Source organism: Sphingobium sp. GW821-FHT02B05, assembly GCF_059421905.1.
Map to the genome: position 1 here is coordinate 80,426 of NZ_JBWKVW010000004.1, position 14,268 is coordinate 94,693.

At 65.6% G+C, this 14,268-nt stretch carries 11 protein-coding genes; 6 read left to right on the forward strand and 5 right to left on the reverse strand.

All coding sequences use genetic code 11. The annotated features are described in order from the left end of the window. Positions 1–88: 88 nt before the first annotated feature. From AC07UX_RS14560 to AC07UX_RS14575, 4 genes are read left to right on the forward strand one after another with little or no spacing between them, the layout of a single operon-like run. Positions 89–3,448: a transglutaminase family protein gene (locus AC07UX_RS14560; RefSeq protein ID WP_495192714.1), complete on the forward strand. Its 3,360-nt coding sequence runs from the start codon at positions 89–91 to the stop codon at positions 3,446–3,448. Continuing rightward, entirely contained in the window at positions 3,448–5,898 is a 2,451-nt protein-coding gene (locus AC07UX_RS14565; RefSeq protein WP_495192715.1) for a circularly permuted type 2 ATP-grasp protein, read from the forward strand. The genes AC07UX_RS14560 and AC07UX_RS14565 overlap by 1 nt, the downstream gene beginning before the upstream one ends. Next, entirely contained in the window at positions 5,895–6,791 is an 897-nt protein-coding gene (locus AC07UX_RS14570; RefSeq protein WP_495192716.1) for a transglutaminase family protein, read from the forward strand. Before AC07UX_RS14565 ends, AC07UX_RS14570 begins: the two co-directional genes overlap by 4 nt. Beyond that, entirely contained in the window at positions 6,788–6,970 is a 183-nt protein-coding gene (locus tag AC07UX_RS14575; protein ID WP_495192717.1) for a hypothetical protein, read from the forward strand. Before AC07UX_RS14570 ends, AC07UX_RS14575 begins: the two co-directional genes overlap by 4 nt. Here AC07UX_RS14575 and AC07UX_RS14580 read toward each other — a convergent pair. Beyond that, the gene (locus AC07UX_RS14580; protein ID WP_495192718.1) at positions 6,967–8,334 is read right to left on the reverse strand and encodes a cytochrome P450; all 1,368 of its coding nucleotides are present in this window, start codon (positions 8,332–8,334) and stop codon (positions 6,967–6,969) included. The two genes, AC07UX_RS14575 and AC07UX_RS14580, sit on opposite strands and share 4 nt — an antisense overlap. Then, positions 8,331–9,464 carry a hypothetical protein gene (locus AC07UX_RS14585; protein ID WP_495192719.1) on the reverse strand — a complete coding sequence of 378 codons (1,134 nt, stop codon included), beginning with the start codon at positions 9,462–9,464 and terminating at the stop codon, positions 8,331–8,333. Before AC07UX_RS14585 ends, AC07UX_RS14580 begins: the two co-directional genes overlap by 4 nt. Positions 9,465–9,485: 21 nt before the next feature. Between AC07UX_RS14585 and AC07UX_RS14590 the strand changes: the two genes are divergently transcribed. Continuing rightward, complete coding sequence (locus tag AC07UX_RS14590; RefSeq protein ID WP_150425904.1) at positions 9,486–9,779, forward strand: hypothetical protein; 294 nt, start codon at positions 9,486–9,488, stop codon at positions 9,777–9,779. 8 nt (positions 9,780–9,787) lie between these two features. After that, complete coding sequence (kdsA, locus tag AC07UX_RS14595) at positions 9,788–10,627, forward strand: 3-deoxy-8-phosphooctulonate synthase (RefSeq protein ID WP_495192720.1); 840 nt, start codon at positions 9,788–9,790, stop codon at positions 10,625–10,627. Between the two features lie 217 nt (positions 10,628–10,844). On the opposite strand, the gene AC07UX_RS14600 is transcribed toward kdsA, so the two are convergent. The 3 genes from AC07UX_RS14600 to AC07UX_RS14610 all read right to left on the reverse strand — a co-directional run bounded on the left by AC07UX_RS14600 (position 10,845) and on the right by AC07UX_RS14610 (position 14,200). Continuing rightward, positions 10,845–12,110, reverse strand: a complete 1,266-nt coding sequence (locus tag AC07UX_RS14600; protein WP_495192721.1) for a glutamate-5-semialdehyde dehydrogenase — start codon at positions 12,108–12,110, stop codon at positions 10,845–10,847. Positions 12,111–12,338: 228 nt separating this feature from the next. Continuing rightward, positions 12,339–13,439 carry a helix-turn-helix transcriptional regulator gene (locus AC07UX_RS14605; RefSeq protein ID WP_495192722.1) on the reverse strand — a complete coding sequence of 367 codons (1,101 nt, stop codon included), beginning with the start codon at positions 13,437–13,439 and terminating at the stop codon, positions 12,339–12,341. 113 nt (positions 13,440–13,552) lie between these two features. Then, positions 13,553–14,200: a class I SAM-dependent methyltransferase gene (locus tag AC07UX_RS14610; RefSeq protein ID WP_495192723.1), complete on the reverse strand. Its 648-nt coding sequence runs from the start codon at positions 14,198–14,200 to the stop codon at positions 13,553–13,555. Positions 14,201–14,268 lie beyond the last annotated feature (68 nt).

Sequence of the window (14,268 nt, forward strand, 5' to 3'; positions counted from 1 at the left end):
CCCCGCCGGGCCAGTGGCCCGGCAGATAACTCCCCCTTCGGAACGATTGCCTGTTGCATTGCAACAAGGGCTGGCGTTTGATCGCGCCATGCTCAAGGCCGCCCTGCACCACCTCACCGCCTATCGTTACAACCGCCCGATCCGGCTTGGTCCGCAGGTGGTCCGATTACGCCCTGCACCGCATAGCCGGACGAAGGTGCCAAACTATGCGCTGAAGATCGAACCGGCGAACCACTTCCTCAATTGGCAGCAAGATCCCCATGGCAACTGGCTGGCGCGGATCGTCTTTCCCGATCCCGTCGATCATTTTTCGATCGAGGTCGACCTGCTTGCCGACCTCGACATCATCAACCCGTTCGACTTCTTCGTGGAACCTTATGCGGAGAATTATCCCTTCGCCTATGACGATCAGCTGAAGACCGACCTTGCCGCCTATTTCGACATCGAGGATCAAGGGCCGAAGTTCGAGGCGATGGTCGCCCAATATGATGGCCATCAAAGCCGGACGGTCGATTTCCTGGTCGAGGTAAACCGCCGACTGCAGCAGCAGGTCGGCTATGTCATCCGCATGGAGGCAGGCGTTCAGGCGCCGGAAGAAACGCTGGACATCGGCACCGGCTCCTGCCGCGATTCAGCCTGGCTGCTGGTGCAATTGCTACGCCGCCTCGGCTTTGCCGCGCGTTTCGTGTCGGGCTATTCGATCCAGCTGGTCGCCGATGTCGAACCGATCGAAGGGCCAAAGGGCGTTACCCAGGATGTGGTCGATCTCCATGCCTGGGCGGAGGCCTATGTGCCAGGCGCCGGATGGGTCGCACTGGACGCGACCAGCGGCATGTTCGCGGGCGAAGGCCATATCCCGCTCTGCGCCACGCCCCATTATCGCTCCGCAGCCCCCATCAGCGGCATGGCCGAACCGGCCGAGGTTGATTTCAATTTCGAAATGAGCGTCAGCCGCATCGCCGAGGCGGTACGGATCACCAAGCCCTTCACCGACACCCGCTGGGACGCGGTGATGGCACTGGGCGCGCAGGTGGACGCAGACCTTGCCGCACAGGATGTGCGCCTGACCACCGGCGGCGAACCGACCTTCGTGGCGGAAGATGGCGGCGACGCGGGCGAATGGAACGGCGATGCGGTCGGCCCGACCAAGGCCGCCTATGCCGACCGGTTGATCCGCAAGCTGCGTGCCGAATTCGCGCCCGGCGGCCTGCTGCATCATGGGCAGGGAAAATGGTATCCGGGCGAAAGCCTGCCGCGATGGGCCTATGCGGTCTATTGGCGCAAGGATGGCGTGCCGTTGTGGCGCGACGAGAGCCTGATCGCGCCGGACGACGCCCCCGAAGGCGCGGCGACGGTGACGGCGGCGGATGCGCAGGCCTTTCTGGCGCATATGGCCAACAATATGGGCTTTTCGGCGGACTATACCCATCCGGTCTATGAAGACCCGGCGGTCTGGGCCGTCAAGGAAGCCGACCTGCCGCTCAACGCCAGTCCCGAAGATCCCAAGATCAGCGACCCCGAAGCGCGCGCCCGCATGGTCAAGACGTTCGAGCGCGGTCTTGACCAGCCGGTCGGCTATGTCCTGCCCGTGCAGCGCTGGCAGACGCAGGCCAAGACGCCGCGGTGGCAAAGCGAAATCTGGCAGTTGCGGCGCGGCAAGCTGTTCGCCGTCCCCGGCGATTCGGCGCTGGGCTATCGCCTCCCGCTCGGATCGCTGCCCTATGTGCCGCCGTCCGACTTTCCCTATATCCATCCCCGCGACACCAGCGAACCACGCGAGCCGCTTGCGGATTTCCGGGCACAGGTAACGCAGCAGGCCAGCGTGGAGGAAGTGCGCGCCCAGCAGTCGCAGCGTGTCGCCGGGCCAGATGGCGGCGTCGCCGCGCAGGACCGGGTGGAACAGGTCTTTATCGAGGGTGCTGTCCGTACCGCCGTCACCGTCGAGCCGCGCGGCCATTATCTGTCCGTCTTCCTGCCGCCGGTACAGGCGCTGGAAGATTATCTGGAACTGATCGCAGAGGTCGAAGCCGCCGCCGAAGCGCTGCGCATCCCCGTGCGGATCGAAGGCTATGCCCCGCCGCCGGACCCGCGGATCGACGTGCTCAAGGCCACGCCGGACCCCGGCGTCATCGAAGTGAACGTCCAGCCCGCCGCCAGCTGGGACGAGACGGTGGCCATCACCGAACGCCTCTATGCGCTCGCCCGCGAATGTCAGCTGACGGCCGACAAATTCATGGTCGACGGCCGATCGGTCGGCACCGGCGGCGGCAATCATATCGTGCTGGGCGGCGCAACACTGAACGATTCCCCGTTCATCCGGCGCCCCGATCTGCTGAAGAGCTTCGTCCTCTACTGGCAACGGCACCCGTCGCTATCCTACCTCTTCTCAGGGCTTTGCATCGGCCCGACGAGCCAGGCCCCGCGCATCGACGAGGCCCGGCACGACGGCCTCTACGAGCTGGAAATCGCGCTGGCGCAAGTCCCCAACCCGTTCGCGGACGATGGTGCCGCGCCGCCGCCATGGCTGGTCGACCGGCTGTTCCGCAACCTGCTGGTCGATGTGACCGGCAACACCCACCGCACCGAAATCTGCATCGACAAGATGTTCTCGCCCGACAGACCGACCGGGCGCCTGGGCCTGCTGGAATTTCGCGGTTTCGAAATGCCGCCCGAAGCACGCATGAGCCTGGCCCAGCAATTGCTGATCAGGGCACTGGCAGCATGGTTCTGGCGCCAGCCGCAACAGGGCAATCTGGTACGCTGGGGCACGACGCTGCACGACCGTTTCATGCTGCCCCATTTCGTCTGGGCCGATTTTCTGGAGGTTCTGGGCGACCTAAAAGGTGCCGGCTATGATTTCGACCCCAACTGGTTCGAGGCGCAGCGCCAGTTCCGCTTCCCGATCCACGGCACGGTCGATGCGGGCGGCGTGGGCCTTGAAATCACCCATGCGCTCGAACCCTGGAACGTGCTGGGGGAAACCGGGGCGATCGGCGGCACGGTGCGTTATGTCGATTCGTCCACCGAACGCTTGCAGGTGCGCGCCACCGGTCTGGTTGCCGGGCGCCACATCATCGCCTGCAACGGCCGGCAGGTGCCGATGACCGCAACCGGCGTGCCGGGCGAGGGCGTGGGCGGCGTCCGCTACAAGGCGTGGGCACCGGCCAACTGCCTGCATCCTAATCTGCCGGTCAATGCGCCGCTGACCTTCGACGTTCTGGACAGCTGGAGCGGTCGCTCACTGGGCGGCTGCGTCTATCATGTCGCGCATCCGGGTGGGCGTAATTATGATACGCTGCCCGTCAATGGCTATGAGGCCGAAGCGCGGCGCAAGGCGCGGTTCCAGGATTATGGCCACACGCCCGGCCAGGTCGATATGCCCACCGCCGAACCGGCCGCCGAATTCCCGATGACGCTCGACCTGCGTTTCCAGCATCACGGATTGTGATGGCTGCCGATGCCCTAGCCCCGCCGCGCAGCGGTGATGCCTGGGCCGACGCCTATCTGGCGCAGGCCCCTGCGGGCGATCTGTTCGCCGGGGCCACGCCGACGATGGCGGCGCGCTGGCGCGCCATGTTCGACCGGCTCTCCACGCAGGCGCAAGGCGATCCCGCCATATTGGCCGACCATGTCGCGCGGCAAGCCATCGACCTGGGCATGGCCTTCCGCCACGCCGGCGATGAGGAAGAGCGGTCCTGGCCGCTCGGCCCGGTACCGCTGCTGGTCGAGGCGGCGGAATGGGCGCATATCGAACGTGGGCTGATCCAGCGCGCTGACCTGCTGGAGCGCGTCGTCAGCGACGTCTATTCCACGCAATCCCTGGTGCGCGACGGCAAGCTGCCAGCCAGCATAATCACCGGCAGTCCCCATTATTGGCGCGTGATGACCGGCACGCCCCCCCCGCGCGGCCATCATCTTCATTTCTACGCTGCCGATATCGGCCGGGGTCCGACCGGCGAGTGGCGGGTGCTGGCCGATCGGGTGCGCACGCCCGTGGGCGTCGGCTATGCGCTCGAAAACCGGCTCGCCCTGTCGCGCGCGACCGGCGACCTGCTGGGCGCGATGAACACGCGCCGGCTTGCGCCCTTCTTCGACGAATTGCGCCGGGGCCTGGCCGCCGACTGCGCCCGCGCCGATCCGCGCATCGGCCTGCTGACACCCGGCCGCTTTAACCAGAGCTACGCCGAACAGGCGCATCTCGCCCGTTATTTGGGGCTGCTGCTGGTAGAGGGCGACGACCTGATCGTGTCGGACGGACGCCTGTTCGTCCGCACCATTCAGGGGTTGAAGCGCATCGACGGCCTGTGGCGCTGGATGGACAGTCGCTTCCTCGATCCGCTGGCGTTCGACGGGCAGTCGCGCATCGGCGTGCCCGACCTCTACGATGCCTGCGCGCGCGGCGGCCTGATGGTCAGCAACTGGCCGGGCGCCGGTGTGATCGAATCCCGCGCCTTCGCCGCATTCCTGCCGCAACTGGCTCAGGCGATGCTGGGCACCGACCTGATCCTGCCGAATATCGCAACCTGGTGGTGCGGCCAGCCCCGCGAGTGCGATCATGTGCGGGCACGGATCGACGATCTGGTCGTAGGCTCCGCCTTCATGGCCGACGCGCCCTTCACCCCCGGCTCGGCGCTCGGTCGGGATCAGCGTGCTGCCCTGTTCGACGCCATGGCACGCCGGCCGATGGACTATGTCGGGCAGGAAGTGGTGAAACTGTCCACGACCCCCGCGATCATCGACGGACAGCTCACCCCCCTGCCCTTCACCCTGCGCATCTTCGTGGCGCGCGATGCGAACGGGCGCTGGCGAGTCATGCCCGGCGGTTTTGCGCGGCTGGCAGGCCATGGCGACATTCGCGCCGCGCTGATGGGACAGGGCGACATGTCGGCCGACCTGTGCGTGGTCGACAGTAGCCCGGTGCCGCCCGACAGTCTCTTGGGCGGCGCCCCCGCCATCCGCCGGATCGGCGGCATGCTGCCGGCCAAGGCGGCGGACAACCTCTTTTGGTTCGGTCGCTATATCGAGCGGACGGAAATGACGTTGCGCCTGATCCGCGCCATCGTCGGCGGATCGATCGAGGCCGACCTTGGCCCGTCGCTCGCGTCCCCCACTATGGCGCGGCTGGTCGATCAGCTGGCGCTATGGGGCGCCGTGCCCGGCCGGGGTGGCGCGGTCGGCCAGCTGTGCGCCACGGCGCTGGGCGATGCGCGCCAATCGGGCAGCGTCCGCGCGTTGATGGCGACGGTCGGCAATATCGGCGAAGGGCTGCGCGACCGCTTGTCCAGCGACCTGTGGCGTCTCGTTCGCCTGCCCCTGCCCGGATTCGACCCCGCCGTCACGGAAACCCTGCTCGACGCCTCCTCTCGCATGATCGAGCGGATGTCGGCCCTGTCGGGCCTCGCAGCGGAAAATATGGGCCGGACCGAGGGTTGGCGTTTTCACGATATGGGTCGCCGCATGGAACGGGCGATCAATGGTTGCCGCCTGATCGGACTGTTCGGCGGGGATCATGCGTCAGCCGACGACCTGATGCTGTTGCTCGACCTGATGGACAGCCAGATCAGCTATCGCACACGGTATCTCACCGGCCCGGCCCTGCCGCCGGTGCGCGATCTGGTTGCGTTGGAGCCGCATAATCCGCGCGCCATCGCCTGGCAGGCGTTGCGGCTGGCCGACCATGTCGCCGCGCTCCCAACCCTGCGCGCCGACGGCATGCCGGAAGAACCCCGGCGTCTGGCCGATGCACTGGCCGCCCGGCTGGCCCCGCTGACGGGCGACACGCTCACCATGGCCGACATCGCCGATGTCGAAAACCGCCTGCTGCGCCTGTCCGAAGCGATCGGCCAGCGCTACTTCCTGCAACTGCACAAGACGCAGGATGCCGATATATTGTCATGATCTACCATGTCCGCCACCGCACGATCCTGCGCTATGCCAGCCCGATGCGACTGGCCCGCTTCAACCTGCGGCTGCGCCCGGCGCCGTGGATGGGGCAGTGGACGTCCGACTATGTGCTCCGCGTCGATCCCGCTCCCTCCATCATTGAATCGCGCCCCGCAGCCTGGCCGGTCCATGTCGCCCGGCTGGTGATCGAAAGCCCGATCCGCCAACTCACCATCGAAAGCCGCTTTCGCGCGGGCGTACAGCATGGCGCGCCGATCATGCCCGATGCCGGCGACCCGACCCTCGCTGTTGTCGCGCAGGCGGCGCTGCGCGATCGCGACATGGGGCCATCCGCCCCTGCCCATTATCTCTTCGCCTCGCCCCGCGCACCGCTGCTCACGGCCATCGGCGAATGGGTGGGCGACACGCTGGCGCCGGACCGGCCGGTCGTTGCGGCCGCACTCGATCTGGCGCGGCGCATCAAGGCGGAGTTCGCCTATCAGCCCGGCGCCACCACCGCCGCCACGCCGGTCGCCGACGCCTTCGCCGCGCGTCATGGCGTGTGTCAGGATTTCGCCCATGTCATGGTGGTGGCGCTGCGCCTTGCCGGCTTGCCCGCCGCCTATGTCAGCGGCTATCTGCGCACCCTGCCGCCGCCCGGCATGCCGCGTCTCGTCGGTGCGGATGCCATGCACGCCTGGATCATGCTGTGGTGCGGGCCGACGCGCGGCTGGATCGGCTTCGATCCGACCAATGGCGTCATCACCGGCGACGATCATCTGTTCGTCGCCATGGGTCGCGACTATGCCGATGTCGCACCGATGGACGGCCTGTTCGTCGGCGGCGCAGGGCAAAGCCTGTCGGTGATGGTCGATGTCGCGCCGGAAGACGAGAAGGAACCTGCATGACCGCCATCATCATCGTTTTGGCCGGCCTCTATTGCCTGGCGCGCGGCGTGACGGATTTGCGCGCGAAACGCTGGGTATGGGGCGTGCTGGGCCTCATCAGCGGGATCGCCGTCATGGCCGCGCCAGTCCCGACCCAAGTACAGGTCACGCTGCCCGCACCCAATGACACCCCGCGCTAAGCCCGCTCGAACATCAAGGGCATGCCCGTTCGCGGGCGAATGGTCAGGCGGCTGATCGGTTCGGGCTTGAACCCCGCCGGTACCGTCAGCCGATAGCGGCGGACGACCGAGGCGATCACCGTCATCACTTCCTGCTGCGCAAAGCCCGCGCCGACGCACACGCGCGGCCCACGGCCGAACGGGAACCAGGCCTGCTTGGCCATGTCGGCATTGGCCGGATCGTCGAACCGGTCGGGGTCGAAGCTGTGCGGACAGGCCCAATTATCCTTGTTCCGCTGCGTCAGCCAGGGCGCGACCACCAGCATCGCGCCAGCCTCCAGCTGCTTGTCGCGCATCGGCATCGGGCAGGTGACTTCGCGCGGCAGGAAGGAGACCGGGGGATAGAGGCGCAGCGTTTCCTTGAAGATATTGCGGACCTGCCCCATCTCCTTGAGCATCGCACCGGTCAGCGCGTCGCCGCCCGCAAGGCCCGCCACTTCGGCGCGGACACGATCCTGAATATGGGCACATTCGGCCAGCATGTAGAGCGCCCAGGTCATTGTGCTGGCAGACGTCTCATGCCCCGCCAGAAAGATCGTCGATACCTGCTCCATCACCTGATCACAGGTGAAATGCACACCGGTTTCTGGATGCTTCACCTCGATCAGCGACTGGAGAATATCGCGCTGCTGCGTCTCTCCGCGCGCATGAAAACCCTCATAACGGGCCTCCACGATCGGGCGGAACACATCATGGATGGCGCGGGCCGGCGTCTTCGACCGCTTCTCGAACCAACCCGCCGGAATACCATAAAGGCGCAACATCGACGCGCTGTGGGCCAGCCGCTGGAATTTGCCGAAGGCGGTATGGATGATGTTCGACCGCTGCTCATCCAGCGTCTGGCTGAACAATGTGCGAAAGATGATGTCGGCCGCGACATGGGTCATCATCGGGTCGATATCGACGGGCCTCGTCCGATCCGCCGCATCCAGTCGCGCCAGCAGATCGTCCGCCGCCGCCACCATCAGCGGCATGGAGCGGCCGAGCGCAGTATGGGCGAAGGCCGGATTCACCATCGCCCGCTGGCTTTCCCAATCTGCCCCATTGGCGGAAAAGACCGAATTGCCGATCAACGGGTCGAGGTTGCGCACCAGTTCGCTATGCTTGGGATAGGCGGTGCCGCCCTTCAATATCTGGTCGACCAGGCTCAGTTCGTTGGCGATGTACATGGTACGACTGGGCAGGCGGATTTCGCCCATCTTCATCGTATAGCTCTTGTCGAAGAGCACATGAATCCAGCTGTGCCACCCGCTGAGGAAGCGCTTGAGCAGGCCGCGCTTGGTCTTTGGCGGCTGGGGATAAGGCGGCGTAAAAAGATCGGTCACGGGATCGTCCTGAAGGCGGCGACGGCGTCGTCCACGGGGCTGCGGCCTGCGGTCAGGCTGATGAAATCGAGCGGGGACAGGCGGTCGCCCACGCGCAGATAATCGAAATGCGCCTCATATTTATTGGACCAGCCGCCATGATAATTGTCGGGCTCGTAGAAGAGGTGGAAGCGGGGCGATAGCATATCGACCCGCGCGGCATATTGATCCGCGACAAGTCGAAGCGGATTGACGTTGTAATAGGCCGCGCCATCGGGCGGGGAGCTGATGTCGACATAGCGGAAATGCGTATCGGCCAGCGCGCGCAGATCGTCATGATACCAGGCCGCGTCGCGCCGCAGGGCGATGACCGGCACCACCTGCCCCATGCCGACCATCACGAAATGATCCGGCAACCGTCCCCCGCGCAGTGCGATCAGCCGGCGCATGACCCGCATGCCCAGGATCGTCCCGGCGCTGTGGGTGACGAACTGCACCTCGTCCCAATCGCCATCGAGATCCTGCGCGATCCGCGCGGCGAACTGGTCGAGCCGTTCGTCCAGCGCGTCGCCCGGTCCCTGTGCCGCCAGTGCGCCATGATAGGTCATGAACCGCAGCAGCCAGGGGACGACCAGCTTGGCGAGGATCCGGCCGGACAGAAAAGCGCTGATCGCTATGCCGATGATCGCGCCCGCCCAGAAAGGCAGCAGCAGCGACAGGAGCAACGCCGGCACCAGCGCCAGCAGCAGCGGGATCCATATCGCCAGCACCGGCGGATAGAGGATGGTGATCACCGGCCCCTTGCGCAGGCGGCGCATGCGCAGGAAATCCATCTGGCGGAGATGGCCGGCATAGGCGCGGGCGGATCGCAGGGCGAGGCTCAGTGGATTGCGAATCCACACCTTCCCGATCAGATCTTCCCAACGGCAATATTCATAGTCGGTTTCGACCCCGACCTGCGGGTTGTCCACGGTCCAGCGCGCCGACACGATCGACCCGGCCTCGCCGCTTTGGCGCCCGCCAACGACCAGCGGCTCCCCCGTCAGCGCGGCGTGGCGCGCCGCCTGCTCACGATAGAGCTGGTGGTAGAAACGCACGCCGCGAGGATCGAAACCGCCGAGGTAGAAGACTTTACGCTTGAACTTTTCCAACAGCATCGCCCTAATCGCGGCATGAACATGCCCGAACGCGACTACTGCTATTTCATCGACCACCGCAAATACAACCGCAATGTCGGCTGTCGAAAACATGACAATATGTATGGCATCAATGGCGGTGGCAGCGAGCGCGACCGGTGGCGCGCCGACATGATCTTCTACCGCCATATGAAGGGCAATGGCGACCCGATGGCGCTGCCGTCGCTGATCGCCTGCCTGGCCTTCGGCTGGTTCTGCTGGAACTATCATCCGGGCAAGGGGCTGTGGCGTGGTCAGCTGTTGCGCCGCTTCGCCAAAGCGCCCAAATGAGCGCCCTTATGAGCAACAGCATCCCCCAGCCCAAGCATGTCACCGTCGGCCCGATCCGCTTCGGCAACGACCTGCCCTTCGTCCTTATCTCCGGCCCATGCCAGATCGAAAGCCGCGACCATGCGCTGTTCATGGCCGATGCGCTGGCCAGGGCAGCGGGCAAGGCCGGCGTCCCCTTCATCTTCAAGAGCAGCTTCGACAAGGCCAATCGCACGTCGATATCGGGCCGCCGTGGCGTTGGCATCGACGCGGGGCTGGCGATCCTGGCGGATGTGAAGGCGACGCTGGGCTGCCCGGTGCTGACCGACATCCACGGCCCGGAGCAGGTGGTCGCGGCGGCCCAGGCCGTCGATATCCTCCAGATCCCCGCCTTCCTATGTCGCCAGACCGACCTGTTGATCGCGGCGGGCCAGACCGGCGCGGTCATCAACGTCAAGAAAGGGCAGTTCCTTGCCCCGTGGGACATGGCGGCCGTAGCGCAGAAGGTCGCTTCCACCGGTAATGAGCGCATTTTGCTCACCGAACGGGGCGCGAGTTTCGGCTACAACACTTTGGTCAGCGACATGCGAGCGCTCCCGACGATGGCTGAAACGGGCTATCCGGTGGTGTTCGACGCCACCCATTCGGTGCAGCAACCCGGCGGCCTGGGTTCGGCATCGGGCGGCCAGCGCGCGTTTGCGCCCCTGCTGGCCCGCAGCGCAGTGGCGGCCGGCGTGGCGGCGGTCTTCGCCGAAGCGCATGAAGACCCCGACAATGCGCCGTCCGATGGGCCGGTCATGCTGCCGCTCGACTGGGTCGGGCCGATGCTGGAAAAGCTGGTGGCGATCGACGCGGTGGTGAAGGGATAATAGCGGGAGCGGTTCGATCCGGTGATCGTTCCCCGAAATTTCAATCAGCACCACTGACTGCTGGATGGCGAGGGTCCACCTTCCCGTCCCACGCTTAACTTCGCACTTTTCCCGCAGATCGTGATATTTCGTTGCGCGGGCCTATTCCTATCGGAACGTCAGGCCTGCAAACGAACGGCCGGATAATCGCACGGTCCGGCCGAATAGGACAGGCCGGTCAGGGCCGCGTCTGGCCCCGGCCCCGCACGATCCATTTGTACGTCGTCAGCCCTTCCAGCGCCACCGGCCCACGCGCATGCAGTCGCCCGGTCGAAATGCCGATTTCCGCGCCCAGCCCGAATTCGCCGCCATCGGCGAACTGGGTAGAGGCGTTCCACATCACGATCGCGCTATCGACGGCGTTGAGAAAATGTTCGGCCCGCTCTGCGTCCTCGGTGATGATCGCATCGGTATGATGGCTGGCATGGGCGGCGATATGGGCGATCGCATCGTCCAGTCCATCGACCAGCCGGACCGAAACGATGGCGTCCAGATATTCCGTATCCCAATCCTCGTCCGCGGCCGCCGCGACGCGGGCGTCCATCGCCTGCACCGCCGCGTCGCCGCGCACTGCGCATTGGGCGTCGAGCAGCGCCGCGACCAGTGCGGGGGCATCGCCAAAGGCCCGGTCGATCAGCACCGTCTCGGTGGCGCCGCACACGCCGGTGCGGCGCATCTTGGCATTGACGACCAGCGCCTGCGCCATGGCAGGATCGGCGGCGCCATCGACATAGCTGTGGTTGATGCCGTCCAGATGGGCGAGCACCGGCACCCGCGCTTCTTCCTGCACGCGCGCGACCAGGCTCTTGCCCCCGCGCGGTACGATCAGGTCGACAAATTCCGCGGCTTTCAATAGCGCACCGACCGCCGCGCGATCAGTGGTAGGGACCAGTTGCACCACCTCGGCAGGCAGGCCGGCGGCGACGATGCCTTCGACGATGGCGGCATGAATGGCGCGGTTGCTTTCCTTCGCCTCGCTGCCGCCGCGTAAAATCACCGCATTGCCGGCGCGCAGGCACAGCGCGGCGGCATCGGCCGTCACATTGGGGCGGCTTTCATAGATGATGCCGATCACGCCCAGCGGCACGCGCACGCGACTCAGCTTAAGCCCATTGGGCCGCACCGACGTATCGACGACGCTGCCCAGCGGATTGGCAAGCGCGGCGACCTGGGCCACGCCGTCGGCCGTTGCGGCGATGCGATCCGCGTTCAGCTTCAGCCGGTCGAGCAAGGCCGGCGACAGGCCGTTGGAAACCGCATTGTCCATGTCGCGCGCATTGGCGGCGATGATGGCCGGCGCCTGATCCCGCAGCGCCTGCGCGGCGCGGCGCAGCGCATCCGCCTTTTGCGCGTCGCTGGCCTGCGCGATCGCGGCGGCGGCGTTCCGCGCACGCGCGCCCATCGTCGCAATCAGCATTTCGGGGGTCTGGGTCAGGTCGTTCATGGACACTCTCGGCCGAATTTGGCCGCGCCTTAGCATGAAAGCGCGCCGTAACGAAAGGCATGGACATTCAAGAGCCGACGGAAGGGAGCGAGGGTGCCGACGGCCGGATCATGGGTCGCAATATGATCCGGCCGTCTGCGGGCAGAGCAAGTCCGCCCTCCCCCATATGTACCGATTCGGCATCGCCGCCACATACCCCGGCGGGGGTAGAGCATCACAAAATTCCTGTCAGTGGCTGATCAGGCCGACGATCCGCACCAGTTGCGATTCCCGGTTGCAGCCGGTCTTGTCATAGATGCTGCGCAGCTGGACCTTGAGCGTTTCCACCGACACGCCACGCGCTGCGGCAATATCCTTCCGCGACTGGCCCGCCGCCAGGCGGACGGCGATGTCCGCCTCCGCCGGGGTCAGACGAAATGTACGGGACAGCAACTGCACATGCCGCTCGGTCGGCTCCCCCACCCGCGCAACGACGATCGCGCGCGGCGCGAAGGGCAGCGCCCAGGGCCGAGCAGGCAGCGGATGAAATTCCAGCATGATCGCGACGCCACCGGCCTCTTCCGCCAGCGCGACCGGATCGGCGGTGCGGCCGGGCGGTTCGATGACGGTGCGGATCGCCCGCAATATGGCGCGCGTTTCATCCGCGCGATCGCTCGCCAGCCAGCCTTCGCTGATATGGATGCGGCTGGTGGACAGCAGCGCTTCGGCACGCGGCGTCATGCCACCAACCCGCCCGGTCGCATCGAGCAGCCAGCAGGCGCGCTCCATTGATTCGAACGTGCCGGACAGCAGCGCGAAGCCCTGTGCCTCGATCGCCTGCTGCAACGCTACGGCGGACCGGGCATGGCCTGCAATCCGGGCGAACAGGTTGCGTTGTTCAGGGCTGGTTCGGCCATCCTTCGCGTTGCGAAGCAGCGCCAGTCCGACCATCTGGTCCGCATTGCCGACCAGCCGGGTCTGGCAACCGTCGAAAATGTCGAAATCCGAACAAAGGTCCAGATAATCGTCCGACCGCAGCGTCGGCCGGGCCACGTCATAATGGGCTTCATGCACCACGGCCGGGCGGTCGGGCAGGCGGTCGGCGGCTACGCGGAAATTGAGGTCGGGCATCGCCTGGTCGATCGCCGACCCCTTGGGCACGATGCTGGCATCGATATCGCTGATCCAGTTGAAGGCCCAGGCGCCCGGCCCGAAGCCGATCAACTGGCCATGGCCAGACCCCGTCGCCTGAGCCATTGCCTGAATGGCTGCCCCCCATTTTTCCGGCTCCAGCGCAGCGGACAGGAACAAGTCCGCCCACGCATCGTCATCCTTGGCGCGAGTCGCCATAGAAATCCCCCCAATGCCCCTGATTCGCGTGACTCAAAGCACAGACGAAGTCAAATGGGTCGGAAGGTCAAACGCCCGCAAATGGGGCGTTATTGATCCAGATCAGCATGTGGTCAGGCGGCCTGGGCCAGTTCTTCTTCGCGCACCGCCCGGATCATGCGGCAGGGCGGAATATTGCGCCATTCCAGTGCTTCGCTCACATCGCCGAAAACGGGATTGAGGAAACGCAGCACATAGCGCGAATATTGATAGATGAGAAAGGCGCCACCGGGCCGCAGCGCCCGCCGCGTTTCGGCGCAGATCGCCGCACCCACGCCGTCGGGCAGGGTGGAAAAAGGGATGCCCGACAGGACATAGTCGGCCTGATAATGACCCGCTTCCTTGATGAAACGTCGCACGTCGGCAGCGGAGCCGTGCACGACACGCAGGCGCGGATCGTCGATCTCGGCCTCCAGATAGGCGACGAAATCCAGGTTGAGGTCAATCGCCAGCAGAATCGCATCGGCAGGCAGCCGGTCCAGAATGGGCCGGGTAAAGGTGCCAACCCCCGGACCATATTCCACGAACAGGCGCGTATTGCGCCAGTCCACCTGATCCAGCATCCGCTCCACCAGCGTCGCGGAGGAGGGGATGACCGATCCGATCATGCCGGGATGTTTGATGAACTGGCGAAAGAACATGCCCCACTGGCTTAAAAAAGATCCGGACTTTCCCTTACCGGCCTTGGCCTTCTTGGTCTTCTTCAATGGAATGGAGGCCATCAACTTCCGCCTGTGTGAATCGTTCAGAACGCCTTGCAAATCCGGGCCTTTCTGGCAAGCGGCTTTGC

What these genes read in the sequence shown, in the direction of transcription:
- AC07UX_RS14560 (WP_495192714.1), top strand. Translation starts at nt 89, where the DNA reads ATGCTCAAGGCCGCCCTGCACCACCTCACCGCCTATCGTTACAACCGC.
- AC07UX_RS14565 (WP_495192715.1), top strand. Translation starts at nt 3,448, where the DNA reads ATGGCTGCCGATGCCCTAGCCCCGCCGCGCAGCGGTGATGCCTGGGCC.
- AC07UX_RS14570 (WP_495192716.1), top strand. Translation starts at nt 5,895, where the DNA reads ATGATCTACCATGTCCGCCACCGCACGATCCTGCGCTATGCCAGCCCG.
- AC07UX_RS14575 (WP_495192717.1), top strand. Translation starts at nt 6,788, where the DNA reads ATGACCGCCATCATCATCGTTTTGGCCGGCCTCTATTGCCTGGCGCGC.
- AC07UX_RS14590 (WP_150425904.1), top strand. Translation starts at nt 9,486, where the DNA reads ATGAACATGCCCGAACGCGACTACTGCTATTTCATCGACCACCGCAAA.
- kdsA (WP_495192720.1), top strand. Translation starts at nt 9,788, where the DNA reads ATGAGCAACAGCATCCCCCAGCCCAAGCATGTCACCGTCGGCCCGATC.
- AC07UX_RS14600 (WP_495192721.1), bottom strand. Translation starts at nt 12,110, where the DNA reads ATGAACGACCTGACCCAGACCCCCGAAATGCTGATTGCGACGATGGGC.
- AC07UX_RS14605 (WP_495192722.1), bottom strand. Translation starts at nt 13,439, where the DNA reads ATGGCGACTCGCGCCAAGGATGACGATGCGTGGGCGGACTTGTTCCTG.
- AC07UX_RS14610 (WP_495192723.1), bottom strand. Translation starts at nt 14,200, where the DNA reads ATGGCCTCCATTCCATTGAAGAAGACCAAGAAGGCCAAGGCCGGTAAG.